This window comes from Phytohabitans sp. LJ34 (genome assembly GCF_052068095.1).
Classification (GTDB): domain Bacteria; phylum Actinomycetota; class Actinomycetes; order Mycobacteriales; family Micromonosporaceae; genus Phytohabitans.
This window is the reverse complement of sequence record NZ_JBQHDG010000002.1, coordinates 49,733-75,333: the sequence shown is the minus strand read 5'-3', so window position 1 is coordinate 75,333 and position 25,601 is coordinate 49,733. Positions and strand designations below refer to the sequence as shown.

General features: G+C 72.9%; 25 protein-coding genes. 13 read left to right on the top strand and 12 right to left on the bottom strand.

The annotated features are described in order from the left end of the window. Nucleotides 1-3: 3 nt before the first annotated feature. Nucleotides 4-894 carry a DMT family transporter gene (locus ACTMTJ_RS03445; protein ID WP_441214562.1) on the top strand — a complete coding sequence of 297 codons (891 nt, stop codon included), beginning with the start codon at nt 4-6 and terminating at the stop codon, nt 892-894. On the opposite strand, the gene ACTMTJ_RS03440 is transcribed toward ACTMTJ_RS03445, so the two are convergent. Continuing rightward, a complete protein-coding gene (locus ACTMTJ_RS03440; RefSeq protein WP_441214561.1) occupies nt 875-2,047 on the bottom strand; it encodes an alanine racemase in 1,173 nt (390 codons plus the stop codon). The two genes, ACTMTJ_RS03445 and ACTMTJ_RS03440, sit on opposite strands and share 20 nt — an antisense overlap. Nucleotides 2,048-2,086: 39 nt before the next feature. Here ACTMTJ_RS03440 and ACTMTJ_RS03435 point away from each other — a divergent pair, with 39 nt between their 5' ends. Both ACTMTJ_RS03435 and ACTMTJ_RS03430 read left to right on the top strand, forming a co-directional pair. Next, nucleotides 2,087-3,331, top strand: a complete 1,245-nt coding sequence (locus tag ACTMTJ_RS03435; protein WP_441214947.1) for an amidohydrolase/deacetylase family metallohydrolase — start codon at nt 2,087-2,089, stop codon at nt 3,329-3,331. Nucleotides 3,332-3,335: 4 nt separating this feature from the next. Then, complete coding sequence (locus tag ACTMTJ_RS03430; protein WP_441214560.1) at nt 3,336-3,710, top strand: RidA family protein; 375 nt, start codon at nt 3,336-3,338, stop codon at nt 3,708-3,710. Here ACTMTJ_RS03430 and ACTMTJ_RS03425 read toward each other — a convergent pair. After that, entirely contained in the window at nt 3,695-4,654 is a 960-nt protein-coding gene (locus ACTMTJ_RS03425; RefSeq protein ID WP_441214559.1) for a helix-turn-helix transcriptional regulator, read from the bottom strand. The genes ACTMTJ_RS03430 and ACTMTJ_RS03425 overlap by 16 nt on opposite strands. A gap of 62 nt (nt 4,655-4,716) precedes the next feature. Between ACTMTJ_RS03425 and ACTMTJ_RS03420 the strand changes: the two genes are divergently transcribed. Then, a complete protein-coding gene (locus ACTMTJ_RS03420) occupies nt 4,717-5,523 on the top strand; it encodes an NAD(P)H-binding protein (protein ID WP_441214558.1) in 807 nt (268 codons plus the stop codon). 64 nt (nt 5,524-5,587) lie between these two features. Here the strand turns inward: ACTMTJ_RS03420 and ACTMTJ_RS03415 are convergent, their stop codons facing one another. Continuing rightward, a complete protein-coding gene (locus ACTMTJ_RS03415; RefSeq protein ID WP_441214557.1) occupies nt 5,588-6,943 on the bottom strand; it encodes an MFS transporter in 1,356 nt (451 codons plus the stop codon). Nucleotides 6,944-7,143: 200 nt separating this feature from the next. On the opposite strand from ACTMTJ_RS03415, the gene ACTMTJ_RS03410 reads away from it, so the two are divergent. Then, nucleotides 7,144-7,662 (top strand): GNAT family N-acetyltransferase, encoded by a 519-nt coding sequence (locus tag ACTMTJ_RS03410; protein ID WP_441214556.1) that lies wholly within the window; start codon nt 7,144-7,146, stop codon nt 7,660-7,662. A 98-nt stretch (nt 7,663-7,760) separates the two neighbouring features. Here the strand turns inward: ACTMTJ_RS03410 and ACTMTJ_RS03405 are convergent, their stop codons facing one another. Next, complete coding sequence (locus tag ACTMTJ_RS03405) at nt 7,761-8,456, bottom strand: hypothetical protein (protein ID WP_441214555.1); 696 nt, start codon at nt 8,454-8,456, stop codon at nt 7,761-7,763. Nucleotides 8,457-8,622: 166 nt separating this feature from the next. Then, nucleotides 8,623-8,787 carry a zinc-binding dehydrogenase gene (locus tag ACTMTJ_RS03400; protein ID WP_441214554.1) on the bottom strand — a complete coding sequence of 55 codons (165 nt, stop codon included), beginning with the start codon at nt 8,785-8,787 and terminating at the stop codon, nt 8,623-8,625. A 218-nt stretch (nt 8,788-9,005) separates the two neighbouring features. Between ACTMTJ_RS03400 and ACTMTJ_RS03395 the strand changes: the two genes are divergently transcribed. The 4 genes from ACTMTJ_RS03395 to ACTMTJ_RS03380 all read left to right on the top strand — a co-directional run bounded on the left by ACTMTJ_RS03395 (nt 9,006) and on the right by ACTMTJ_RS03380 (nt 12,160). After that, complete coding sequence (locus ACTMTJ_RS03395; protein WP_441214946.1) at nt 9,006-9,680, top strand: TetR/AcrR family transcriptional regulator; 675 nt, start codon at nt 9,006-9,008, stop codon at nt 9,678-9,680. Nucleotides 9,681-9,783: 103 nt separating this feature from the next. Next, nucleotides 9,784-10,017, top strand: coding sequence for a hypothetical protein (locus ACTMTJ_RS03390; RefSeq protein WP_441214553.1), 234 nt, complete (start codon nt 9,784-9,786; stop codon nt 10,015-10,017). Nucleotides 10,018-10,289: 272 nt separating this feature from the next. After that, nucleotides 10,290-10,865: a TetR/AcrR family transcriptional regulator gene (locus ACTMTJ_RS03385; protein ID WP_441214552.1), complete on the top strand. Its 576-nt coding sequence runs from the start codon at nt 10,290-10,292 to the stop codon at nt 10,863-10,865. Further along, nucleotides 10,862-12,160, top strand: coding sequence for an MFS transporter (locus tag ACTMTJ_RS03380; protein ID WP_441214551.1), 1,299 nt, complete (start codon nt 10,862-10,864; stop codon nt 12,158-12,160). The genes ACTMTJ_RS03385 and ACTMTJ_RS03380 overlap by 4 nt, the downstream gene beginning before the upstream one ends. 40 nt (nt 12,161-12,200) lie before the next feature. Here ACTMTJ_RS03380 and ACTMTJ_RS03375 read toward each other — a convergent pair whose 3' ends face one another. Genes ACTMTJ_RS03375 through ACTMTJ_RS03365 form a run of 3 tightly spaced genes read right to left on the bottom strand, consistent with a single transcriptional unit; the run spans nt 12,201 to nt 14,403 of the window. After that, nucleotides 12,201-12,764: a TetR/AcrR family transcriptional regulator gene (locus tag ACTMTJ_RS03375; RefSeq protein ID WP_441214550.1), complete on the bottom strand. Its 564-nt coding sequence runs from the start codon at nt 12,762-12,764 to the stop codon at nt 12,201-12,203. 19 nt (nt 12,765-12,783) lie between these two features. After that, a complete protein-coding gene (locus tag ACTMTJ_RS03370) occupies nt 12,784-13,851 on the bottom strand; it encodes a winged helix DNA-binding domain-containing protein (protein WP_441214549.1) in 1,068 nt (355 codons plus the stop codon). Nucleotides 13,852-13,860: 9 nt separating this feature from the next. Beyond that, nucleotides 13,861-14,403: a helix-turn-helix domain-containing protein gene (locus tag ACTMTJ_RS03365; RefSeq protein ID WP_441214548.1), complete on the bottom strand. Its 543-nt coding sequence runs from the start codon at nt 14,401-14,403 to the stop codon at nt 13,861-13,863. A 52-nt stretch (nt 14,404-14,455) separates the two neighbouring features. Between ACTMTJ_RS03365 and ACTMTJ_RS03360 the strand changes: the two genes are divergently transcribed. After that, nucleotides 14,456-15,604 (top strand): pyridoxal phosphate-dependent aminotransferase, encoded by a 1,149-nt coding sequence (locus ACTMTJ_RS03360; RefSeq protein ID WP_441214547.1) that lies wholly within the window; start codon nt 14,456-14,458, stop codon nt 15,602-15,604. Here the strand turns inward: ACTMTJ_RS03360 and ACTMTJ_RS03355 are convergent. Further along, nucleotides 15,601-16,524, bottom strand: coding sequence for an acyl-CoA desaturase (locus tag ACTMTJ_RS03355; RefSeq protein WP_441214546.1), 924 nt, complete (start codon nt 16,522-16,524; stop codon nt 15,601-15,603). The two genes, ACTMTJ_RS03360 and ACTMTJ_RS03355, sit on opposite strands and share 4 nt — an antisense overlap. Before the next feature lie 106 nt (nt 16,525-16,630). On the opposite strand from ACTMTJ_RS03355, the gene ACTMTJ_RS03350 reads away from it, so the two are divergent. After that, nucleotides 16,631-19,288 carry an NACHT domain-containing protein gene (locus ACTMTJ_RS03350; protein WP_441214545.1) on the top strand — a complete coding sequence of 886 codons (2,658 nt, stop codon included), beginning with the start codon at nt 16,631-16,633 and terminating at the stop codon, nt 19,286-19,288. A 69-nt stretch (nt 19,289-19,357) separates the two neighbouring features. Next, on the top strand, nt 19,358-20,527 hold the full coding sequence (locus ACTMTJ_RS03345; RefSeq protein WP_441214544.1) for an alginate lyase family protein: 1,170 nt from the start codon (nt 19,358-19,360) through the stop codon (nt 20,525-20,527). 66 nt (nt 20,528-20,593) lie between these two features. Here ACTMTJ_RS03345 and ACTMTJ_RS03340 read toward each other — a convergent pair whose 3' ends face one another. Together ACTMTJ_RS03340 and ACTMTJ_RS03335 are read right to left on the bottom strand one after the other, a co-directional pair. Next, complete coding sequence (locus ACTMTJ_RS03340) at nt 20,594-22,465, bottom strand: LamG-like jellyroll fold domain-containing protein (protein ID WP_441214543.1); 1,872 nt, start codon at nt 22,463-22,465, stop codon at nt 20,594-20,596. A gap of 246 nt (nt 22,466-22,711) precedes the next feature. Next, complete coding sequence (locus tag ACTMTJ_RS03335) at nt 22,712-23,128, bottom strand: SSI family serine proteinase inhibitor (protein ID WP_441214542.1); 417 nt, start codon at nt 23,126-23,128, stop codon at nt 22,712-22,714. 247 nt (nt 23,129-23,375) lie between these two features. Here ACTMTJ_RS03335 and ACTMTJ_RS03330 point away from each other — a divergent pair, with 247 nt between their 5' ends. After that, nucleotides 23,376-24,065, top strand: coding sequence for a helix-turn-helix transcriptional regulator (locus tag ACTMTJ_RS03330; protein ID WP_441214541.1), 690 nt, complete (start codon nt 23,376-23,378; stop codon nt 24,063-24,065). Nucleotides 24,066-24,158: 93 nt separating this feature from the next. On the opposite strand, the gene ACTMTJ_RS03325 is transcribed toward ACTMTJ_RS03330, so the two are convergent. After that, nucleotides 24,159-25,316, bottom strand: coding sequence for a DUF222 domain-containing protein (locus tag ACTMTJ_RS03325; protein WP_441214540.1), 1,158 nt, complete (start codon nt 25,314-25,316; stop codon nt 24,159-24,161). Nucleotides 25,317-25,601 lie beyond the last annotated feature (285 nt).

Sequence of the window (25,601 nt, the reverse complement as noted above, 5' to 3'; positions counted from 1 at the left end):
GCCATGAGTCGTCGTGGGTGGGTCCTCTTCGCGGCCATGTGCGTGATCTGGGGTGTCCCCTATCTGCTGATCAAGGTCGCGGTCCGCGAGATCGGCCCCGCCGAGCTCGTCTTTCTCCGCACCGGGCTCGGCGCGCTACTGCTGCTGCCCGTCGCGCTCGCCCGCAAGGAGATCCGCGCGTCGCTGCGCCCCTGGCTGCCGCTGCTGGCCTACACGGTCATCGAGGTCGCCCTGCCGTGGCTGTTGCTCTCCGACGCCGAGCGGCACGTGGACAGCGCGTTCACCGGCCTGGTCATCGCGGGCGTGCCGCTGGTCGCCGCGGTCCTCGCCCGGGCCACCAACCGCGACGAGCACCTGACCCCGAGCCGGGTCGGCGGCCTGCTCGCCGGCTTCGCGGGGGTCGCGCTCCTGCTCGGCTTCCAGGTCGGCGCCGGCGGCGTCTTCCCGATGGTGGAGCTGATCGGCGTGGTCGTCTGCTACGCCACCGGGCCGCTCATCGTCGAACGCTGGCTCGGCGACGCGCCCCCGTACGGCGTCGCGGCGATGTCGCTGGCGATCGGCGCGCTCATGTTCGCGCCGGTGGCCGCCCCGGATCTGCCCGACCTGGCGCGCACGGTGACCCTGGGCCCGGTACTGGCCGTGCTGGCGCTGGCGGTCGCCTGCACCGCGCTGGCGTTCGTGCTGTTCTTCGCGCTGATCGCGGAGGTCGGCGGCGTACGCGCCACGGTCATCACCTTCGTCAACCCGGCCGTGGCCGTGGTCCTCGGCGCGGCGGTACTCGGCGAGGAGATCACGCCACTCACCGGTGTGGCGTTCGCGCTGATCCTGGCCGGCTCGATCCTGGCCACGCACCGGGAGACCGCGAAGGCGGGCGTCAGAAGTACGTCCGCATGACGTCGACGACCACGTCGGCGTCGTCGATGAGGGGGATCGCGCGCCATTTGTCGAACGCGGTGCACGGGTGGGAGATGCCGAAGCGGACCAGGTCGCCCGGCGCCAGCGCGGCGCCGTCCACGGCGAGGAACGCGTGCTGGTCCATCAGCCGGGTCACGGTCAGGCCGGCGGCCGGTGGCGCGGCGCCGCCCGCGCGGCGCACCGCGAGGGGCACCGGCAGCCCTTCGTCGAACGGGGCGTCGCGCTTGCCCATCCCGACGATGGCCAGACCGGGCTCGGGCGTCGAGATGACCTGGGCCCACAGCTCCAGCGCCGCCTCCAGCCCGCCTTCGCCGGGCACCCGGTTGAACGGTGTGTGCTCCCGGTAGTAGCCGTCGTCGTGGGTGACGTAGGCGCCGCTGCGCAGCACCGGCACCACCTCGTGGCCGGGCAGCCAGTCGCCGGGTAGGCGTTCGGCGACCACGTCGAACCAGACGCTGCCGCCGGCGGACACGATCACCGACGGCGGCAGCAGGTGGGCGAGCGCGACCGCGGCGGTCCGGAGCAGGTCGACGAACGCGGCGACCGCCGCCGGGTCCGGCAGGCCGCCCTCGTAGCCGGTCACCCCCGCCAGCGTGAGGCGGGGCGAGGCGGCGACCGCGCCGGCCACCGCCAGGGCCGCCGACTCGGTGCGGCAACCGGTCCGGCCGCCCTGGTACCCGATCTCGACGAGGACCTGGAGCGGCCGGGTGCCGCGCGTGGCGGCGGCGGCCGCGACGCCCTCCAGGGAGTCCACCTGGAAGTAGAGGTCGAAGCCGGCGTCGGTCTCGGCGGCGGCCCAGCGCAGCGCGGCGGGGTCGAGGAGCTGGTTGGCGAGCAGGACCCGCGGCACCCCGAACTCGCGGCACACCCGCGCCTGGTCCGCGGTCGCCACCGTGATGCCCCACGCGCCGGCGTCCAGTTGGGCCCGCCAGAGCGTGGGCGCCATCGTCGTCTTGCCGTGCGGGGCGTGCGCGACGCCGTGCCGCCGCGTGTAGGCGGCGATGGTGGCGATGTTGCGGTCGACCGTGCCGGACCGGGCCACGAGCAGCGGCCACCCGAACGTACCGCCGAAGAGGGACTGACCAACGGGACTGTCGGATTCCCAGAAACCCTTGTCGAGTGGCACCCGCACCTCCGATAAGATCCCCGGACTGATCTTAGGGGGCCGGCCATCCAGGATCTGCTGCTGACCGGAGGGCACGTCGTCGACGTGGGCGGCGGGCACGTCGGCCGCTACGACGTGGCGGTCCGGGGCGGGCGGATCGCCGCCGTCGCGCCCGGGTTGGCGCCGCACGAGGCCCGCGAGGTCGTCGACGTGACCGGCCACCTCGTCACGCCGGGGCTGGTCGACCTGCACACGCACGTACACCCGGGTGCCACCTACTGGGGCGTCCACCCCGATCCGGTCGCCTGGCACTCCGGCGTCACCACCTGGGTGGACGCCGGCTCCGCGGGGGCCTGGGGGATCGACGCGCTGCGGACCGCGGTCTCGTCCTACCGGGTACGGGTGCCGGCGCTGCTGAACATCTCCGGGCTGGGCCTGACCGGCCGCACCGGGGAGTCCACCGACCTGGCGCACGTGGACGTCGACGCGGCGCGGGACGCGGTCGCCCGGCACCCAGACTTCGTCGTGGGCGTCAAGGTGCGGATCGACCGCGAGACCGTGGGCGCCAACGGGCTACGCCCCCTCGAACGCGCGCTCGCCGTCGGCCCGCCGGTGATGGTGCACGTCGCCGCCGGTCCACCGGGCCCCGAGGACGTGCTCCCACTGCTGCGGCCCGGCGACATCCTCACCCACTGCGCCAGCGGCACGGCCGCGGTCGGCGCCGGGCCGGTGGTCCGCGAGGCGTACGCGCGGGGTGTGCTGTTCGACGTCGGGCACGGGGCGGGTGGGTTCGCCTTCGACGTGCTGGAGGAGCAGCTGGCCGCCGGTCTGGCCCCGCACACCGTGTCGACGGACCTGCACACCCGGTGCCGGTACGGGCCGGTGTTCGACCTGCCCACCACGATGGCGAAGCTGCGCGCGGTCGGCGTGCCGCTGCACGACGTCGTCGAGGCCGCCACCGCCGCCCCGGCCGCGGCGCTGCGGCTGCCCGGCGGCGTGGGGACCCTCGCCGTGGGCGCGCCGGCGGACGTGGCGGTGTTCGCGGTGGACGAGGGACCGTTTCCGGTGGTCGACGCGAACGGGCAGGTGCGCCGGGCGCCGGAGCGGCTGCGGTGCGTCGCCACCTACGTCGCCGGCCGGCTCCTCCCGCCGTCGCTGCCCGAGCCGCCGCCCCCGTGGGTACCCCTGACCGAGGCGCAGCGGGCGGCGCTGGACCGGCGCGACAAGGCCCTGCGCGACCTCCTCGGCCAGCCCTTGGTCGGTCCGGAGGGCCTGACCGAGCAGTTTCCGCGAACCAGGAATGAGGGATGAGACCATGCGCGCGATCTCGACCGACAACGCGGCGCCGTCCGGCGGCCCCTTCTCCCAGGCGGTCGTCGCCGGAGATTTCGTGTACCTCGCCGGTGCGGTGCCCCGCCTCCCGGACGGCAGCTGGGTGCGCGGGGCGTTCGCGGAGCAGGCGCACGCCGCGTTCGGCAACCTGGCACGGGTGGCGGAGGCGGCCGGCAGCGACCTCGACCACGCCGTGCGGGTCGGCGTCTACCTGCGCGAGTGGAACGACTTCGCCGAGATGAACACGATCTTCGCCCAGTACTTCAAGGGCCCGGTGCCGCCGGTGCGCACGACCCTGCCGGTGGCGCTCAGCGGGTTCGACATCGAGGTCGACGCGGTCCTCTACACCGGCTCCTGACCGGACCGCCGCGCCGCCCGGTCGAGACGGCCGGTGAGCCGCGCCAGGTGTGCGGCGAGCTCGGGCGGCTCGCGTACCTCGAACTCGAACCCGAACGCCGCCGTCCACACCGCCAGCTGGTCGAGGTCGTCCGACCCGATCCGCACAGTGCACGTGTCGCCGTCGATCGGCTCCACCACGCCGATCGACGGTGGCACCTCGTCGGCGACCTCGCCGACCGGCGCGTGCATGACGAGCACGGCCTGCCACCGGTATGGGCTGGTGGTGACGCCGAGCGAGAGGTAGCGGGCGAGGTCGTCGGCGGGCAGCGGGCGCGGCGTGAAGCGCGGGCCGGTGGGCACCCGCGGCGTGAGCCGGTCCACCCGAAACGTGCGCCAGTCGGCCCGCTCCGTGTCCCACGCCACCAGGTACCACCGGGGTCCATTGTGGACGAGGCGGTAGGGCTCCACGTCGCGGACCGCGCCCTTGTAGTCGAAGCGGACACGCAGGTGGTCGCGGATCGCCGCGGCCACCGCGGTCAGCACCGCGGGATCGGCGGTGGGGCCGAGCGTGGGCGTGGTGACCACGGCGGCGCCGAGCGTGCCGACCTTGTGGCGCAGCCGCGACGGGAGCACCTGGTCGAGCTTGGCCAGCGCGCGCACCGACGTCTCGGCGATGCCGGTCACCCCGCTGGCCGCCGCCGTGCGCAGCCCCACCGCCACGGCGATCGCCTCCTCGTCGTCGAGGAGCAGGGGCGGCAGGGTCGCGCCGGCGGCCAGCTGGTAGCCGCCGCCCACCCCGCCCGTCGCGTTTATCGGGTATCCCAGCAGGCGCAGCTTGTCGACGTCGCGCCGCACGGTCCGTGGGCTGACGCGGAGGCGCTCGGCAAGCGCGGTGCCCGACCAGTCGCGGTGCGCCTGGAGCAGCCCGAGCAGGCGCAGCAGGCGGGCCGACGTCTCCAACATGTTTTCGATCCTGCCACCGATCGCGGACAGGAGTTGGCCGCGATTGTTTCTAGCGTCGGTGCATGACGATTCTCGTGGCCGGTGCGACCGGCAATGTCGGCAAGCCCCTGGTCGAGCAGCTCCTCGCCGCCGGGGAGAAGGTCCGCGCGCTCACCCGCGACCCCGCGAAGGCCCAGCTCCCGGCCGGCGCCGAGGCGGTCGCCGGCGACCTCACCCAGCCCGCCACCCTGCCCGCGGCGTTCCAGGGGGTGCGGGCCGCCCACCTGATCAACGTGTACGGGGCGGACCCCGCCCCGATCGTGGACGCGCTGCGGGAGGCGGGGATCCCCAAGGTCACCGTGTTACGCGGCGACGTCGCCAAGAGCCCGCTCGAGGAGGCGATCGAGGCCAGTGGGGTGGCGTGGACGTGGCTGTCGCCGGTCGAGTTCATGTCGAACACGCTCGAGTGGGCCGACTCCGTCCGCACCGAGGGCGTGGTCCGCGAGGGCTTTCCGGACGCGCGGAGCGCGATGGTGCACGACGCGGACATCGCCGCGGTCGCCGCGGTCGCGCTGACCGGCGATGGCCACGGCGGCCAGGACTACTGGCTGACCGGACCGGAGGTGTTCACCACGGCGGAGAAGGTGCGGGTGGTCGGCGAGGTGCTGGGACGGGAGATCCGGTACGTGGAGCTGAGCACCGACGAGGTCGTCGCGGGGTGGCGGGAGGCCGGCTTCGGGGAGGAGGACATCGCGTTCTTCCTCGCGATGCGGACCAACCCGCCGGAGGCCGGCTACACGGTGCTGCCCACGGTCGAGAAGGTGACGGGCCGTCCGGCGCGCACGTTCGCCGACTGGGTGCGTGAGCACGCGGCGATGTTCACCGCCTAGTGCGGTGCCGCACACCCGGGCCGGCGAAGCCGGCCCGGGTGTGCGGCGGCCGACCGGCGCCGCACTAGCCGATCGGCGTGGGCACGGGGGCGGGCTCGGGCTGGGCGATGTCGTCGCCGACCCGGCGCGCCCACCGGCCGGCCACCACGGCGTACCAGCCGGCGATCACCGCGAACCCGGCCGCGACCACGAACACGGCTGTCGGCGAGTGCCCGTCGCCGGGCAGCGTGAGCGCGGCGATGAAGAGGCCCAGCACGTAGCTCAGGTTGTAGGTCGTGTCGTTGACCGCGAAGACCCGGCCGCGGTAGTCGTCGTCGCACTCGTGCTGGATCGACGTGTCCACCACGATCTTGGTGCCCTGCGCGGCGATGTTGATCCAGAAGACGGCCACCACCAGCAGCGGCTGGGTGAACGACGACACGGTCAGCGGCAGCGCGATCGCGATCGCCGCGATCAGGCCCGCCACCCAGCGCCACCCGCCGATGCGCCGCGTCACCGGCGGCGTGATCAGCGCGGCGACCAATACGCCCAAGGTGCCGGCCACCACCACGAACGCCAGCCCGGTGATCGAGTCGTGCACGTCGTCGTCGGTGACGAAGTAGTGGCGGTAGAGCAGCAGCATGGCGAGCGTCAGCACGCCGAAGAGCACCCGGAAACCCGCCTTGGCGGCCATCGTGTAGGCCGCGCCGCGTCGGCTCGCCAGGTGCACGAGGCCGTCGCGCATGCCGCTCAGCACGTCGCCGATCGCCGAGTGCACCGGCGCCCGCGCGGGGGCGGTGGCATGGTCGGGCCCGAGCGCGTCGACGCGGAACGAGCGCCACGCGAGCACCGAGGACGCCACGTACCCGATGGGTGCGACCAGCGCCATCGCCGCGTAGCCGGAGTCTCCGGCGGAGAGCAAGAAGTTGAGCAGGACGAACGCGATGCCGAGGCCGGCGGAGAAGCAGATCGACCCGAGTGTGCCGGAGAGCGAGTTGGCGGTGACCAGGCGTCGATCCTCGACGACATGCGGTACCGCCGCGGAGAGGCCGGCCAGCAGGAAGCGGTTGAGCCCGATGATCGCGAACGCCACCACCACGAACGCGATGCCGTTGTTACCCCCGTGGATCAGGTACGCCGCGGGCAGCACCAAAGCGGCCCGGAGCAGGTTGGTGAAGACCACCAGTTGGCGGCGGCTCCACCGGTCGAGGAAGACGCCGACGAACGGACCGATCAGCGAGTACGGCGTGACGAGCAGCGCCGACCCGGCGGCGATCGCCATCGCGCTGGTCTGCTTGTCCGGGTTGAAGAGCACGCTGCCGGCGAGGGCAGCCTGGAAGAGGCCATCCGCGAGCTGGCTGGAGAGCCGCACACCCAGGAGTCTCCGGAACCCGCGGACGGCGAGAACGGAGCGGAGGTTGTGGGAGTCGCGGTTGGCCATGACGCCCTAGCGTAGGCCGTGTTTCTGCGTTATCCATTCGTGATGTGCGACAGCGGCACGAAGCAACTAGATAAACCGGACATCTTCTGCCCCCTTCGTAGTGTTCGTGCGACGCTCCGGTGAACGCTCGGTGCGCTCCGCTGCCGCCGTGTCACGGTGTGCCGCGCCGTGGATAGAGTTGCCAGGTGGCCGGACGTCTGATGTCAACCGAGCGACTGACCCTGCGCCCCTGGGAGGTCGACGACGCCGAGGCGGCGCTGGCCGTCTACGGCGAGGGCGGGGTGGCGCGCTGGCTCAGCCCGGCCATGGACACGGTCAGCGACCTCGGCGCGATGCGGCTGATCCTCCAGCAGTGGATGGCCGAGGACCAGCGCCTGTTCACCCCGGCCGGCCGGTGGGCGATCGAGCGCGTCGAGGACAAGCAGGTGATCGGCGGCGCCGTCCTGCTCCCGCTCCCGCCCGGCGGCGAAGACCTGGAGATGGGCTGGACCCTGCGCCCCGACGCGTGGGGCCAGGGCTACGCGGCCGAGGCCGGCCGCCGCCTCGCCCAGTGGGCGTTCGACGAGGGCTCCGACGAGGTCTTCGCGGTCGCCCGCCCCGCCAACGAACGGGCCGGCGCGACAGCCCGCCGCATCGGCATGCAGTGGGTCGGCGAGACGGAGAAGTACTACGGCCTCCGCCTCCAGGTCTTCCGCCTCCGCCCCGGCGACCTTGACTGACGCGTCCGCGGTCGGTGGCGGATGTCCGATCCAACACATCTCAGCCCTCCACGGAGTCCTCGCCCGCGTGCGCGACCTCGGCGCCGCCCTCATCTCGGTCACGATCGGACGAGGCGCACGCCGGTCGCGAGCAGCCAGACGAGCCAGGCGGCGAACCCTAGGAGCCCAACGAAGATCAGCGCCGAGCCGTCGGCGATCGCGAGGTTGCCGAGCCCCACGGCGAGCAGCAGGCTCCCGCCCACCAGGCCCAGCAGGCGCTGCCAAGCCGGAGTCAGCCCGCTCGCGTGCGCGGCGAGGGCCGCGCCGATGAAGGTGGTGCCGAGCGTCGGCAGCGCCAGCGCGAACGCCGCCGCGTGAACCTGCCAGACGAGCTCGAACGCGGGCGTCGGCTCGGCGAGCCCGCCGGCGGAGAGCGCGAGCCCGATCTGTAGGACGTTGACAAGCACGAAGATGGCCGACAGCGCCGCGCCAGCGGCCAAGGCGAGCCGCGACCCGTCGGCGCCCGCTCCGCCGCGCCGCTCCACGAGACCGTGCAGGCCCGTCACGAACACGAGCAGCAGCGGCAGGTACAGGGCCACCAGACCGGACGCGATCGCGACCGAGTCGCGGTTGGCCGCGTAGTATGCCAGCACTTCCTCGATCGGAGCGCCGAAGGTCGGCGCGCCCGTTCCCGCCAGCACCGCGTTCTCTATCGCCACCGACACCGCGAACGCGATCGCCGCGGCGCCGACGAGCCGGCCTCGAACGAACCAACTGCGGGCTAGCGGGGTGGCGGTGTTCTGCGGTGATCTCATCTTTTACTCCTTCGTTTCAGTCGGATGGCGGGTTGTCGAGCAGGTTCGGGGTGTTCGTTCAGATGGTCATCGGTTCTTCTTTCGAGAGGAGCGGTCCGTCCGCCGGAGTGCCGGCAGGTCTGGGCGTGCATACGCACGGGTTGGGTCGTTCTCGTCGGTCCGGTTGTCAGACGGTGACGACGACCTTCCCTCGGGTGTGGCCGGCCCCGACGTAGCGGAGGGCGTCGGCTGCTTCGTCGAGGGGGTAGGTGCGGTCGATGACCGGCGTGACCTGCCCGGTCGCGAGGAGGTCGGCCGGGGTGAGCAGGTCCTGGCGCTTCGCGACCGACACCAGAGGCTTCAGCTACGGCGGCCCGCATCGTCGCCGCCCCGGCCGGACTCGGCTCCCGGCGCCAGGCGTGCTCCGGCATTCGATCGCTGTTCGGTTTCCACAGACGCCTCCCCGCGTCCGAGCTGCGACTCTCGCCGCCTCGTACACCGTACGTCGTACACTGTACTATGGGCGTACGCTGTACGATTGTCAAGCCGTTCGAGGGAGCGAGGAGACCCTTGTCTGCGAGGGAACAACGCCAGGTCGCGTCAGACGCGGGGCTGAGCAAGCAACGGGTGGTGGTCGAGGCGATCCGGCTCGCCGACCGCGAGGGGGTCGACGGGCTGAGCATGCGCCGGCTGGCTGGCGCGCTCGGCGCGGGCGCGATGTCGCTCTACCACTACGTGGCGAACAAGGGGGAGTTGCTGGACGCCATGATCGACATCGTGTTCGAGGAGATCGAACTCCCGCCCGAAGAGACCGACTGGCAGTCAGCGATGCGACGGCGGGCGGTATCCGCCCGACAGGTTCTCGCACGCCACCCGTGGGCGATCGGCCTGATGGAGTCGCGGACATCGCCGGGGCCCGCGAACCTCCGCCACCGCGAAGCGGTCACCGCCTGCCTGCGGAGGGCTGGCTTCTCGGTCTTGATGGCGACGCACGCCAACTGGTTGCTCGACTGCTATGTCTACGGTTTCGCCCTGCAAGAAGCCAGCCTGCCGTTCGACACCGCCGATGAGCTCGCGGACATGACCGAGGACGTCTTCCTGCCCCAGCTTCCTCCTGACGAGTTCCCCTACCTCAACGAGTCCGCCGCGGCGCTCGTCGCTGCCGGCTACGACCCGGCAGAGGAGTTCATCTTCGGCCTCGACCTCATCCTGGCCGCCCTCGAGCCCCTGAGAGCCTCCGCATAGCAACGCCCACGGACCGTCGCGCGGCCCTCTGCACCGGAGCTCCGATCCATCACCGCGGAACGAACTCACCCGCGACGGCCTCGCCGCCTGGGTCAACGGCAGCATGCCCGGCCGACGCCCTCGCCTTGCCCAACTCGGCGCGACTGACCAGGCACGCGACGCCTTCCGCGCCGGTGCCAGCATCGCCGCTCTGGCCCGCGAACACGGCGTCAGCCGTGGCGCGATCCGCACCGCGGCCATGCTCGACACCGACGGCGCGACCTCCGCCGACCGCAAGGCATACCGGATCTACACCGACCGGTTGACCGCCGCAGCAGCCCGCGCACCGGGCCAATAGGCGCCCTGACAACCGGCCGACCACGCTGCATGCACTCTGACCAGCCTTACCGCTAGTTTTCACAAGATCATCAATCAAGGGCCGGGTCCGGCCCGACGTCCGGACCGCGTTCATCCCGTGAGGCCGTCATGACTGGAATGCACTGAGCGCGCGCAAACCGGAAGCATCTAGTGATCGCCCGCTCGATTGCGGGCGATACAGGACAGCGATCCCAGAGACGCGCACGAAGGCCGGCTGTAGACACTGTCTACCTAGGCTGGTAGACAGTGTCTATGACGGAGGAGGACCTGCGCGCGCGGCTTGTCGCGGCCGGGGTGGAGATGGTCAGTCGCGAGGGGAGTTCGGTGCTCCGGCTGCGCGAGATCGCTCGCCGGGCGGGGGTGTCGCACGGCGCGCCGCGGCGTTACTTCCCCACTCACCTGTCGCTGCTGTCCGCGATCGCCCGCCAAGGGTTCCAGGAGCTGGGGGAGCGGGTCGCCCGCCTGCTGGCGGGTGGCGGCACGCCGCACGCGCGGCTGCTGGCGCTCGGGCGGGCCTACCTGGAGTACGCGTCGACGAACCGCGGCATGTTCGAGCTGATGTTCCGGCACGACCTGCTGGAGAGCAACCGGCTGGGCCTGCGGGAGACGAGGCTGCCGCTCTTCGACGTGCTGGTGGAGCTGGTCGGGCAGGCGCGCGGCGAGAGCGGGGCCGCGGCGCGGGTGGCGGCGGGCGCGCTGTGGGCCAACCTGCACGGCCTCGCCCAGCTCTCGACCTGGGGGAGCCTCCAGCTCGCCACCGGCCTCGACGACGTGGATCCGCTGCTGCGCGCGGCGGTCGACGCCCACGTCGGGCCGGCGCCGCGGTGAGCCGGCCGAGGGTCACGCTCGCGGTCAGCGTCGCGGGCGCGATGCTCGTCGCGCTGGACGGCACCGTGCTCACCGTCGCGTACCCCACGCTGCGGCGCGACCTGGACGCCACGTTCGCGCAGGTGCAGTGGAGCAGCACCGGGTACCTCATCGCGGTCGCCGGCCTGCTGGTGGTCGGCGGCCGCCTCGGCGACCTGTACGGGCACCGCCGCCTCCTGCTCACCGGCATCCTCGGCTTCGCCGCCTCGTCCGCCGCCATCGGCCTCGCGCCGGGCATCGGGTGGGTGGTGGCGCTGCGGGTGGCGCAGGGTGCGTTCGGCGCGCTGCTCCAGCCGGCGACGCTCGGCCTGCTCCGCACGGCCTACCCCGCGGCGCGGCTCGGCTCGGCCATCGCGCTGCGTACCAGCGCGATCGCGGCCGCGGGCGCCGCCGGACCGGTGCTCGGCGGCGCGGTGGTCGGCCTGCTCGGCTGGCGCGCGGTCTTCCTGCTCGGCGTGGTGCCGGCGGCGGTGGTGGCGGCGCTCGCGCTCGCGGTGCCGGCCGCGTCCCCGACCGGGCGTGGCGGCCCCGACGTCCTGGGCGCCGCCCTCTACGCGGCTACGCTCGCCGGGCTGGTGCTCGCGATCGTCCACCCGCCGCTGCGGTGGCCGGCGCTGGCGGCGGGGCTCGGATGCGCGGTGGCGTTCGGGCGGCACGAGCGGCGCTCGGCCAATCCACTCGTGCCGCCGGCCGTGCTGCGGGTGCCGGCGGTGCCGGTCGCGCTCGGGGTGCTGGCGTGCGCGTCCGGGGCGGCCTTCGGGACACTGTTCGCGGCCACGTATCTGGTCCAGGACGGGCTCGGCCTCGACCCGCTCCACAGTGGACTGCTTGGGCTCGGCCTGACCGCCGCGATGATCGTGGCCTCGCCCGCGGCGAGCCGGCTGATGCGGCGGCACGGGGCACGGCCGGTCGCGGTGGGGGCGCTGCTCACCGCGGCGGCGGGCATCGCGTCGCTGGCCCGCGCGGAACGGGCGGTCCTGGTGGGCGCCGGCCTGGTGTTGCTCGGCGCGGGGCTGGGCGCCGTGATGGTGGTGGCGACCGCGACCGTCGTGGGGCACGCGCCGGTGGAGGCGGCCGGCGTGGTGGGCGGCCTACAGCAGACCGCGATGAACACCGGACCGGTGGCCGGCATCGCGGCCGCGGCGGCGTTGATGGATCACGGCATGGCGGGGGCGTTTCTGCTGCTGGCGGCGGTGGCTGGGATCGGGGCCGCGCTGGCTACGCGCCTGCCCAGGCCGGTGCCCGTGCCGGCCTGACGCGGTGGCCACGGACGTTGGCCGGCGGCGCCGGCCTGGCTCAGCGGGGCAGGCTGGCGACCGTCATGCGGATCAGCTGGGCGTACGTCTCGTCCAGGTCTTCCGGGAGGCCGAAGCCACCGCTCGCCTCGATCGACGCGAAGCCGTGCACCACCGCGCGCAGGCAGCGGGTCGTGTGTATCGCGGCCGAGTCGGTCAGGCCGTAGCCGCGCAGCACGGCCAGAAACACCTCCAGCAGCCGCCGCCCCGGCGCGGCGGTGCGGGGGTCGTGCAGGGCGTCGGCGGGGGCGGTGGCGTAGCGGGCGGGGTGCTCCCGCACGTAGTCGCGGTAGGCGTGCATCAGCGCCTCGACCGCGTCGTCGCCGGAGCGGCCGAGCACGGCGCGGGTGAAGCGTTCGGTCATCTCCTCCAGCACGCGCGCGCCGACCAGGGTACGCAGCTCGGCGAGGCTGCCCACGTGCTTGTACAGCGAGGGGGCGGCGACGCCGGTGCGCTGGGCCACCGCCGCCAGGGTGAGCGCGTCCGCGCCCTGCTCGTCGATGATGGTGCGCGCGGCCTCGACCACGGCCGCGGTGGAGAGCCCGGCCCGGTGACTACGCTTCATAGCGGCAAAGCTAACCCTATTAGCCAGGCTCGTCAAGCAACCGGGTGGCGACGCTCGGAAGGAGGTCGAGGTAGGCCGCCTGCCGGGCCGCGGCGGCGTCGAGTGCCGCCGACTCGGCCGGGGTGAGCGCGCGGTGGAGCAGCGCCTCGATCTGCAGGGTGTCCTTTGTGGAGGTGCGCCGCCAGTGGCCGGCTACGAGCCCGTCGAGCAGCAGCACGCTATTGGGCACGGAGGTGGCCGGCGGGAGCGGGCGGACCACGTGCTTGCTCTCGGTGAACGCCACGAGGTACTCGTCGTAGCCCTGTACCAAGTGGACGGTGGGTGACCCGGGCGGCGCGGTCTCGTGCCAGCCGGACCAGTAGGACACGCCGTCGACGACCTCGTGGCGCAGGCGGTCGCCGGCCAGCGCCACGCCCCGCGCGATGTCGGCGCGGGTGAGGCTGGACCACCACATGAGGTCTCTGGTGGTGGCCGGGCCGTGGCTGGTGAAGTAGCGGGTGACGAGGTCGGCCAGCGCCTCGTCCGGGTCGCGCTCGGGCGCGGGCGGCACGCGCTCCTCCAGCAGCGCGTAGGTCTGCTCCTTGCCGCGCGCCGGGCCGCTGCAAACGAGGCCGTCGAGCTCGGCGTGCATCAGCAGGTATCCGAGCCCGAAGCCGGTGCTCGGCAGGCCCGCCGCGCCGACGACGCCGGCCAGCTCCTTGCGCGTGCGGTAGCCGCCGCCGGCGAGCGCCTCGGTGAGCAGCCCGTGTGCCGTGGCGAAGGCGCCCGCGTCGAGGCCGACCTGGCGGTAGACGTGCGCGTTGGTGGCGTGCACCCGCGGGGCGGTCAGGCGCAGCAGCCACCGGATGTCCTCCGGCGCCACGAAGTGCCACGTCGGCCGCAGCACGTGGGTGCGCAGGAACTCGCCCGCGTCGAAGGAGCGCTGCACCTCCGCGTCGGTGACCCCGGGCAGGCGCTCGCCCAGCGACCACTTGGCCAGCCCGAAGTCCTGCGCCTGCACCGCCCCGAACCACCGGACGACGTCGGCGGGCGCCGCGAAGGAGGTCAGCAGGGCGCTCCTCATGCGACGGTCGGCGATGGCGCTCACGCCCACAGGCTACGGGTGCGCCATGACAAGAACGCCGTGCGCCGGGCCGCCGATCGCCTGGTACACGTGGGGGACGTCGCCGGGAAACCGGATGAAGTCGCCCGGCCCCAGCTCCGCCGGCTCGGCCACCGGGCCGACGCGCAGGCGCCCCGCCACCACGAGCAGCGACTCGGTCACGCCGGCCGGGTGGGGGTCGGCGTGGCGGGCGGTGGTGGCGAACTCCACCTCGTAGAGCTCGGCGAGCCGCTGGCCGCGTACCCGATCGAGGAGGCGGGCGGAGACCGCACCCTCCACGCGGGTGCCGTGACCGGCGCGGACCACCTCGACCCGCGTGCGCGCCGGCTCGCCGATGAGGTCGCCCAGCGCGGCGCCGAGCGCGTCGGCGAGCGCGTAGAGCGTGTCGATCGTGGGGTTGCCGCGCCCGGCCTCCAGGTTGGTCAGCGTGGCCCGGCCGACGCCGCTCCGCTCGGCCAGCGCGACAACCGACAGGCCACGCGACTCACGGAGGATGCGGATATTTGCCGCGATCCGGCTTGCGGGCGTGTCGTTCATGCGCACTATAGTAGTCACTGTGACTAGTACAGGAGTCAGACCGGCGCGCCGGATGACGGACATCGTGGGGTTCGGGATCGACCGGGTCGCGCGCAACGCCGACCGGGTGACCGCCCGGTGGCCGGTGCTGCGCCTGGAAAACCTCGACACCGACCTGCCCCTGCCGCCCGAGGCGGTGCCGGTCACCGCGGCGGCGCTCTCCACCCCGCCGGCGAACTCGTGGCTTCCGTTCACCGGTGACCTCGACCTGCGGGCGGCGATCGCCGACCTGCTCGTCGACCGCACCGGCCACCACTACGACCCGGCCGAGGAGATCGTCGTGACCAGCGGCGGCACCGAGGCGGCGCTCGACTGCCTGCTGGCCACCATCGACCCGGGCGACGAGGTGGTGCTCGGCGACCCCACCTACGCCGGCCTGGTCAACCGGGTGCGGCTGGTCGGCGGGGTGCCGCGCTTCGCGCCGTACCGGGTGGTGGGCGGCGAGTGGCGCCTCGACCTCGACGCGCTGCGCGCGGCGGTCGGGCCGGCCACCCGCGCGCTGCTCCTGATGAGCCCCTCGATGCCCTCCGGCGCGGTGCTCGACGAGGAGGAGTGGCGGGCGGTGTGCGACCTCTGCCGCGAGCGCGACCTGCTGCTCGTCTACGACGGCGCGATGGAGCGGCTGCTCTTCGACGGGCGCCCGTTCGTCCACCCGGTGCGCGAGCCGGGCATGGCCGAGCGCACGCTGGTGATCGGGTCGCTGTCGAAGGAGTTCCGCATGATCGGCTGGCGAGTCGGCTGGGTCGCCGGCCCACGCTCCCTTGTGGAGCACGTCGGCTGGGCTCACGTCTACAACACCACCACCCCGGTGGGCATCGCCCGCGCGGCCGCGACCGCCGTCCTCCGCGGCGACCACACCCACGTGACGGCGGCCGCCGCCGAGCTCCAGCGCCGTCGCGACACCATCCTCACCGGCCTTGCGGGTCTTCCTCTGGTACGCCCGGCGGGCGGCTGGTCGCTGCTGCTCGACACCGTGGCGATGGGCGTCGACCCGGCCGAGGCCTCGCGCCGGCTGCTCCGCGACGGCGCGGTGGCCGCGACCGCGATGACCGGCTGGGGCGACGCGGTGGCGGCACGGCACATCCGCTTCGTCTTCAGCGCCGAGCCGGTCGACCGCCTGGCCACCCTCCCGGAGCGCCTGGCCGCGGCGGGCCTCCGCTAGGCCGGCGTGGCCGCGCCCCGGCGGATCCGCGCCAGGCGGGGGCGGGACGGCCAGCGGACGTCGCGGACCCAGCCCACCTTCTCGAAGAGCCAGATCACCCGCGCGGAGATGTCGATCTCCCAGGGGCGTACGCCGTGGCGGGCGCAGGTCGGGTCGGCGTGGTGGAGGTTGTGCCACGACTCGCCCATGCTGAGGATCGCGAGCGGCCAGAAGTTGGCCGAGCGGTCGCGGGCGGCGAAGGGGCGCTCGCCGATCATGTGGCACACCGAGTTGACCGACCAGGTGACGTGGTGCAGCAGCGTCACCCGCACCAGGCCGGCCCAGAAGAACGCGGTCACCGCGCCCCACCACGACCACGTGATCAGCCCGCCCATCACCGCGGGCGCGATCAGCGTGACCACCGTCAGCGGGCCGAAGAGGCGGTGTACCAGGCGGAGGTCGCGATCGGCGAGCAGGTCGGGCGCGAAGCGTTCCTGGTTGGTCAGGTCGCGGTCGAGGATCCAGCCGAGGTGGGCGTGCCAGAAGCCGCGGGCCAGCGCCCCCGCCGACGTGCCGAACAGCCACGGCGAGTGCGGGTCGCCCTCCTTGTCGGAGAACGCGTGGTGCCGCCGGTGGTCGGCCACCCAGTGCAGGATCGGCCCCTGCACGGCGAGGCTGCCGGCGACCGCGAGCGCCACCCGCATCGGGCGGCCAGCCTTGAAGGCGCCGTGCGTGAAGTACCGGTGGAAGCCCACGGTGACACCGAGGCAGGTGAAGGTGTACCAGGCGGCGGCGAGCGCGACGTCCACCCAGGACAGTCCCCAGCCCCACGCGATCGGCACGGCCGCGAGCAGGGCGAGGAACGGGACGATGACGAACAGGTACACGGTGACGTGGGCGGGCAGCCCCCGCTTGCCAGCCAGCAGGGTCTTGGGGCTCATCGATTCCGGAGGTTAGGGCATATTTACTTCCGCCGTACGAACGCCGGCCTGACACAAGGCCGACAGTTGGTTGCCAGTGACGACAGGATCCGATAGCACGTGGACCGTGTCGAAATGGGGTGCCAGCGAGATTCTGGCGTTGCTGGGCGTCGTCGCGACGATCGTGGTGGCCATGGTCGGGCCGGTCCGGCGGGCGATCGGGCGGGCCTGGCGGGGCGCGCTGCTCCGGGCCGGGCGGCCAGAGCGCAGGTACGCGGCGTGGTTCGTCCGCACCTGGGGCGTCTACGACAACCCCTACCTGGACGACAAGGAGGATCTTGACCTCACCCGCACGTTCGTGTCGCTCTCCTTCCACGAACCGGAGGGCGACCGGGAGGTACGCGCGGTCGCCACCGAGGTGCTCGCCGACCGGGCCGCCGGCAACATGGTGATCGAGGGCGAGCCCGGCTCCGGCAAGTCCACATTGCTCAAGGCGTACGGCGTCGGCGCGCTGCGCGCCCGGCACTGGCTGCGCGGCCGGCGGCCGGGCCGGGCGGAGGTGCCGTTCCTCGTGCCGCTCCGCAAGCTCGCCCGCTACCTCGGGCGCGGTGGCGGCCTCGCCGACTTCCTGGTCGACGACATCCTGGTGTCCGACTGCGGCATGACCCGGGCGGACGCGGTGCGGCTGCTCGCCTACCTGCTGGAACGCCAGCGGGTCCTGGTCATGCTCGACGGCCTCGACGAGGTCACGGCCGACCGGTACGACGCGGTGCTGGAGGCGGTCCACCGGTTTCTGCGCGACCACGACCGCGAACGCCCCACCCACCTGGCCCGCGTGGTGGTCACCTGCCGGCGGCAGAACTTCCGGATGATCGAGGACGAGTGGGTGCCGGCCATCGCCCGCCGGGTGTGCACGCTCGCCCCGCTGCGCGACTCGGAGATCTTCAGCTACCTCAACGCGCTGCGCCCCAAGTTCAAGGCGGCGAGCGGGCCGGAGAGCTTCCTCCAGGCGGTACGCGCCTCGGGCACGCTCGACCTGCACCGCACGCCACTGGTGCTCGCGATGTCCGTCGGCCTGTACGCCCGCAAGGACTACTACGAGATCCCCAGCTCGATCGCGAAGCTGTACCAGACGATGATCGAGGAGATGCTCGACCGGCACCGGTTCAAGCGCGACCCCGGCGGCGGCGCGCTGCGCTTCCCGGTCGGCGACAAGTACCGCCTGCTGCGCGAGTTCGCACTGGCCACCGCGCGCTCGCCGGCCGGGTTCGACGAGTTCGACCGGCGCGCGCTCGTCGACTTCGCCACCGCGCTGGCGCCCGACCTCGACGCGCCGCCCGAGCCCCGGGCGCTGGTCGACGAGGTCATCGGCCGTTCGGGCCTGCTGACCGACGTGACCGAGACGGGCCGGTTCGTCTTCGCGCACCGGTCGATCCAGGAGCATCTCGCCGCGGAGGAGCTGCGCAAGCTGCCGGACGGCGCCGACCTGCTGCTGGACAAGGCCGCCGACAGCCAGTGGCGCCAGGTGGTGCTCTTCTACGCCGCCGGCCTGGACCAGCGGGCGGCGAACGAGTTCCTGCCGAGGCTCGCCGACCGCTCCTTCGCCGCGCATTGCCTCGGGCGGGCGCGCGCCTCCGACGACGTGGCCGCCGACATTCTGGACAGCCTGCGTCCGGATGCGCGCGACCGCGACCTCTCCGCCCTGGTGGCGGCCGCGATGTCGCCGCGGGCCACGGTGCAGGAGATGGCGGTGCAGCGGCTGGAGAAGACGATCACCGATCCGAACGCCAGCCTGGCGGCCCTGAGCGGCGACATCGACGGCGTGCTCCCGCTGCTGAACGCCCTAGCCGGCACCAACGCCGCCCGGATCGCCGCACTGGTCCCGCGCGTCATCGACCGCATACCGGACGACCCTCGCCTGGTGGAACCGCTGTGGCGCTGCCTGACCGCACCCGGCATCGATAGGCTGCCGGCGGCGAAGACCCTCGTCGCCCGGCTGCTGGAGCTGGTGATGGAGCCGGACGGGAAGGCGGCGCTCGACCGGCAGGAACGCTACGACCGGCCCTTCCTGACGGCGGCCGTCCGGCAGAAGGCCTACCCGTTCAAGGAAGGGCTGCCTCTCGACAGCAACCTCGTGACGCTGCTGGCCTGGGCGGAGTACCTGGAGGTGGCACCGGACACGCTCAACCGCTTCTACCAGGCGAAGGCGGAGGGGCGCCTGGCCCGGGTCGAGGTCGACCGGTCGCGGACGGTCACCGTCTCCCTCTTCTGGCCCGCCCGTGTCGTGAACGCGGTCGGAGCCGTCGCCGCGCTGGCCGGGACGGTCAACGTCGCGGTGTTCGAGTGGCGCGCGCTGATCCGCCCCTTCGGCTGGTGGTCGCCGCTGCTGCATCTGGCGCCAGCGGTGGCCGCGTTCGGTCTCGCCATCGGCATCATTCTCTGGGGGGAGAAGGGGCGCGAGGGCAGTTGGCGGCGCTACCTGGACGAGGCCGACACCAAGGTGAGATCCGGCCACGCCGTCTCCACGGCCGCGGAACGGTTTCCCAACGCGTTTCTCATCGTCTTCGTCATCCTGCTCGTCCCATTGGCCTACGCCGTCGCGGCGGCGCCGCTCGCGACGTGGTCGCTGACCGGCTTCCTGGTCCTGGCCACAGCCATGCCGTTCTTCGTCTACTGGGTCCCGTTCCTCGCGCTCTTCTCCGAGGGCACCCGACTCCACCTCTACAGGCCGAACCCGTACATCGACATGTATGACGACCCGCGGAGCCGGCACTGGCTGCGTTGACAGCGGCGATCATCGATGGTCTCATTGGAACTCTTAAGAATGTTTACATTCGAGTACGGAGTGTTTCCGATGGGAAGAGTCCGGCTGCTCGCCGCCGCCGTCGTGGCCGTCCTGCTCACCGGCGTGGGTGTCCACCGGGCCGCCGCCGCGCCGCCCACGTTCACCCACCCGGGCGTGCTGGTCAGCCGGGCCCAGCTCGACTTCGTCCGTACCCAGGTCAATGCCGGCGCCCAGCCGTGGCGGGCGGCCTACGACCAGATGATGGCCAGCGCCTACGCCTCGCTGTCCCGCACGCCGCGCCCCCGCGCGGTGGTGGAGTGCGGCTCCTACTCCAACCCCAACCTCGGCTGCACCGACGAGCGGCAGGACGCGCTCGCCGCCTACACGCTCGCGCTCGCCTGGTACATCACCCGCGACGCGCGCTACGCCACCAAGGCGATCTCCATCATGGACGCCTGGTCCGCGGTCATCACCGACCACACCAACAGCAACGCGCCGCTCCAGGCCGCGTGGGCCGGCTCCAGCTGGCCGCGGGCCGCCGAGATCATCCGGTACACGTACACGGCCTGGCCGAACGTCAACCGCTTCGCCACCATGCTCCGCACCGTGTACCTGCCGGAGGTGGCCGCCGGACGGGCCAGCACCAACGGCAACTGGGAACTGTCCATGATGGAGGCCGCGCTCGGCATCGCGGTCTTCCTGGAGGACCGGGCGGCCTACGACCGGGCGCTGGCCATCTTCCGGGCGCGGGTGCCCGCGTACATCTACCTCACCGGCGACGGCGCGCTCCCGCGCGGGCCGGCCGGTAGCGGCATCGACACCCGCGCCGAGATCGTCGCGTACTGGCACGGGCAGAGCACGTTCGTCGACGGGCTGTCGCAGGAGACCTGCCGCGACTTCACCCACACCGGGTACGGCATCGCCGCGATCGCGCACGTCGCCGAGACCACCCGGATCCAGGGGCAGGACGTGTACCCCGAGGTGGGGGAGCGGCTGCGCCACGCGCTCGGCTTCCACGCGCGTTACCAGCTCGGTGAGGCCCCGCCCGCCTGGCTGTGCGGCGGCACCCTCACGCGGGGGCTGGGGCCGGTGACCGAGGTGGGCTTCAACGCGCTGCACGGCCGGCTCGGCATCGGGATGAGCAACACCCAGCGGCTCACCGAGCAGGGCCGCCCGGCGGGCACCAACTCGCTCTTCGTGGCCTGGGAGACGCTGACGCACGCGCGCAACCCGGCCTGAGTCGGGCGGGCGGCGGCCCGCCGTGGGAAGCCGCCGCCCGCCCTTTGTTCACGCGTAGGGGTGCCGTCACGCGTAGGGGTTCAAGAACTGCGCCGGGCGCAGCGCCTTCGACGAGATGCGGATGTCGCCGATCCAGCCGTAGAAGCCCTGCCCGTACCTGAGGTCGAAGGAGTTCGCGCCCACCACGAACGGCTTGCCCATCGTGCAGATGCCGATGGACGGCTGGGTGGGGTTGCGGGCGATCTTCGAGCCGTCCACGTACACGACCGTGCGACGGGAGTCGTTGACCACCGCGAGGTGCATCCACCGCCCGACCGGCAGCGCGTGGCTCCACGACGTCGGGTCCGCGTCCTGCACCGACGGGTACACCACGAACTGGAGGAAGCGTTCCGGCGAGATGTTGAGGCTGCACGTGGGTTCGAGCGGCGACCAGCCGGTGGTCTTGCCCGCGTCGCCGTTGCGCCCTTCCCAGCTGAGGATTCCCATCCACGCGTGGTCACCCACGAACGGGTCCGGCAGCTTGACGAAGACCTCGATGGTGTACCCGTCGCGGAAGGTCATGGTGTTGATCGGCGCGCGGTCCGCGGCCCGCAGGATGGCGCCGCGGTCCGGGCCCTTGCCGCCGTCGAAGCGGAGGCTGGCGTGCGCCGGCTGGCCGGGGTGGTGCTCGCCCGACCACGTCACGACTTCGGGCGCGCTGGCGTGCAGGCGCTGGAGGGTGAGGTCGTTCCCGTTGCCGGTGAGGTCACGGGCGACGGCGCCGGCGGCCAGCGGCGTGCCCGGCGTCCCCGCACCGTCGATGCCGGAACGGTCGAAGCGCCAGTACGCGACCGTGGAGCGGGACGTGACCGCGGCGGCCGGGCGCGGCGCGGGCGGGGCGACCGGCGCGAAACCCTGGAACCGGGCGGCGAAGTCGATGTCCACGGTGAACCTGTCGACCGGCCCGGTCAGCTCGATCGTCTCGGATTCGAGCGGCGAGCGCTTGGCCGGGTCGCGCGCCAGGAACCACGGCGCGAACGTCTCCACGTCGATCACGCCGCGCACCATGTCGAAGTGGTACAGCCGGATCATGGCGGCGCCGCCGTAGTAGCGGTCCTGGTAGTTCGTAATGTGCACGTGGACGTCGTGGCCGGCGTCGTTGGTCAGCGTGGTGCGGCCGGGCGGCCAGTAGTGGCCGTTGAGCGTGAGGAACACCTGGTCGTTGCGGCGGATCAGGCGGTCCCACAGTCGCTGCCCGTTGCCGCTCAGGTGCGCCTCGCCGCCGTCCTCGGCCCAGGCCAGGTCGTGGGTGGTGAGGATGACGGGGGTACGCGGGTGCGCGTCGATCACGCCCTGCGCCCACTCCAGCCCGCGGTCGGAGATGCGCCAGTCGAGCGCGAGCACGATCCACTCGCGGCCGCCGGCGGCCAGCAGGTGGTAGCTGTTGTACCCGTCCGGCGAGGCACCGCCGAACGTGGGCGTGCCGGCGAAGCGCCGCGGCCCGAACGCGCGCAGGTAGGCGGAGTCGCCCCGCTGGTCGTCGCCGCCGCGGATGTCGTGGTTGCCGGCGAGAACGCTGTACGGCACCTTCCCGTCGATCAACCGGAACGCCTTGTCGGCCAGCCCGATCTCGTGGTCGCTGCCGTGCTCGGTGACGTCGCCGAGGTGGGTCATGAAGGCGATGTTCGCCTCGGCCCGCTCCTGCTTCAGGTAGCGGAAGGTCGCCTCCAGCGGCGCGGGGTCCGAGCTGTCCTCGTCGAAGAGGTACTGCGTGTCGGGCAGCACGGCGAGCGCGAACCGCGGGCTGCGCCAGTCGAACCCGCCTTCCTTGTCATGCGCCGCCGCGGGCTCGCCCGCCGCGAGCAGGCCGGCGACCGGCGTGGCCAGCAGCGCGGCCGCGGCCGGCGTGGCGAGCAGCGTCCGGCGCCCGACGCCGGGCGCCCTTCCGTCGTTGTCCATCAAGCCTCCCGATCACCCGATACCGGCGTGACTCTGGCCGCCTCGGGTGACGGGGTGGTAGCGCGGGCTCCAACGCCGCCCGAAGACTCCGCGATCTTGGTAGACCGACCCGGCCGCCCAGACCGGCCGCCCAGAACGTGCGCGCCGGGGCGGAGATGCTCCCGCCGGTCCCTTCGGTGAACGCGAGGTCGCGCCGGCCGCGCCGGCTTGGAGGCTGGGCGCGGCCGACGACCGTGTGGACGGTGGCTACTTGTGTTTCGGCAGCACCGGCACGAGGTTGTCCCACCTGGCGATCTCGCACGAGTGCACCCGGTTGAACGACGCGTCGACCGGCTGGTCGCGCCACCGCCCGGTGATGTGCGCCGTCTCCGGGCCGTCCGAGAACGGCAGGCAGATCGTGCCGGGCGGCACCGGCTTGAACGGGTCGGCGGTCGCCTTCTCCAGCAGCTCGCAGGCGCCGACCGGGTCGGGGTGGGTGCCACCCGCCGGGTCGCACACAAGCTGCCAGACGACGACCTGGGACGCCGGCGTCGCGAGATAGGTGATCGTGAGCTCGGTGGCCGGCGGTGCCGCGGCCGCCGCCGCCCCGGTGCCCGCGGCCGTGACCGCGCCGCCGAGCGCGAGCGCGGCGACCGCGGTGAAGATCCTGACGTACGTGCGCATTCCCCGTTCCCCTTTCGCACGTGAGCGATGCCCGGATCCTGTTGACGCCGGGTCGGACGGTCAAGGCCACAGCCCGACATTTCCGTATTGAGAAGCAGGAAATGCGCAACAGTGCAACGCGATCGCGGACTGTCCTCGATCTGCCAACCTCACGGCGCCGCTGGGCGTGTTAGGAACGAAGGCGACACGGGGGTGTTCAGTGACTCGATCTCATCGTGCTCACGCGACAGTCGGCACAGGTCCGCCGGTGGCCTCACTGGTCCGATTAGGACAGTCTCCGGACGCGGACCTCCTGTACCGCACGTTGGTCAACTTCGGACCGCGGACCGCCGCGGACCTGGCCACCGACCTCGGCATGGCGCTGCGCCGCGTCGGCCGGGCACTCGACGAGCTGGCCTCGGCGGGCGCCGTCGCGCCGGAGGCCACGGTGCCGAGCCGGGCACCGACGTGGACACCACGGCCGGCGGCCGAGGTCGCGTACGGGCGGCGGACCCACGCCGGCACCGCGCGGGCCCCGCTCGTCGCCGCGCTGGTCGGCCTCATGGCGCGGCACCTCCACCCGGCACACCAGCCAGCACCCGCTGCGGGCCTCACGCCGCTCCAGCCGCGCGAGCCGGCACCTGCCGCGGGCCCCGCGCCGCTCCAGCCGCGCGAGCCGGCTCCCACCGCGGGCCCCGCGCCGCTCCAGCCGCGCGAGCCGGCGCCCACCGCGGGCCCTGCGCCGCTCCAGCCCCGCGAGCGCGCGTTGATCGCCTTGCTGGCCGCCGGCCACACGGAGGTCCGCGCCGCACGCGAGCTGGGGATCAGCCGGCGCACCGTCTCCTACATCCTGCGCGACATGATGGACCGCCTCGGCGTCGCCAACAGGTTTCAGCTCGGCCTCACCCTGGGCGCGCGCTACGCCATCCGCCCACCCCACCACGACGAGTGCGCCTGAGCCCGACCGCCGGCCCTCCGCGAGACCCTGACAAGGCGGCCGATACGAGGCTGCCCTGTTAAGCCCGCCGACTCTCACGCCGGCCAGCGCATGTCACGTCCGGTGGTGGTAGAGGTTGCGTCGGGGTGCCTGCCGCGGGTCCACGTAGGTGGGTGGGATGAACTCCGGTAGCCGGTCGGCGGCGAGGCGGACGGTCCAGTGTCCGCGGTGGATGATCCGGTGGTGGTGGCCGCAGAGTAGGACGCTGTTGTCCAGGCTGGTCGGGCCGCCCTCGATCCAGGCGCGGATGTGGTGCCCGTCACACCAGCGTGGTGGCCGGTCACAGCCGGGGAACGCGCACCCGCGGTCGCGTAGCTCCAACGCCGCCCGCAGCCCTCCGCTGATCAGCCGGCGGCCGCGGCCGACGTCCAGGACCTGTCCGTTACCGCCGAGCACGGCGGGGATCAGCTGGGCGTCGCACGCGAGTTGGCGGACCTGCTCGGGGCTGAGCCGTCCGCCGGTGTCCAGCGTGCCGATGCCGAGCTTTTGGCCCAGCGGGTCGAACGGCACGGTGACCGTCACGTGTGGCCGCTGCCCGCCGTTGTCCGGCAGCTGCTCGGTGCGGGTGGCCAGCTCACACACCGCGACCAGGGCGTCGGCGCGGCGCTGGGCGGGGGTGCGCGGCTCACCGTGGTCGTGGCGGGGCGCGCACAGCGGGTCCAGGGCGGCGTTGACGGTGGCGGCGCCGGCCTCGTCCAGCCAGCCGGTCAACCGGACCCGGCCATCACCTTGCCGGGTCAGGTGGAACGCGCGGCCGTGATGGGCGCGCTGCTCCATCCGCCGCAACGCGGCCGTATCGGCGGCGTCGGCGATCCGCGGTGCGACGTGGGCGAGGATCCGCTGTCCGGCCTTACGCAGGATCGTCGGCTCGAACTGCCCGGCCTGACCGATCAACACCGCCTCGGCCTGATCGACCAGATCGGTGCCGAGATCGGCGGGCAACTCCTGGACCGCGGACACGACCACAGCGGCCTGCTCGGCGTTGACCACACCCGCGACCAGCGCCGCGTCGAGGGCCGGTCGCTGGTCGAGCGCCGCGGCCAGGTCGAGCATCCGCTTTGCCGCGTGGATGCTGATCCGCAGATGCTCACGCAGCCACACGGCGGTGCTGGACGCGTGCTGCGCGACGGGCAGACCGCGGCCGTCGATTTCCCGAACCAGGTGCGACTCGGCCGCGGTAATAGCGGCCGCGGCCTGGTGAATGGTGTCCAAACAATCGACAAGAGCGGTGTCGGAAAGCGACCAGGTAGGCGCGTCAGCACACTCGCCCGCGAGGGCCTTGAGCTGGGCAGACGCATCCACTAACACCCACTAATCGTCCCGTGCCACCACCAAGACCACCAGCCCTTCCACGCCGACAAGGCAATTAACGCCACGATATCGTGGCATTGACGAATCGAGCGGCGCCGGCAGCACGGGCCGGTTCCGTCGGGACTGCTGCCCCATTGCTTCGATGTCCCGTCAATGGGGGTCCGGCCGGGATCTTCAAAAGGTCCA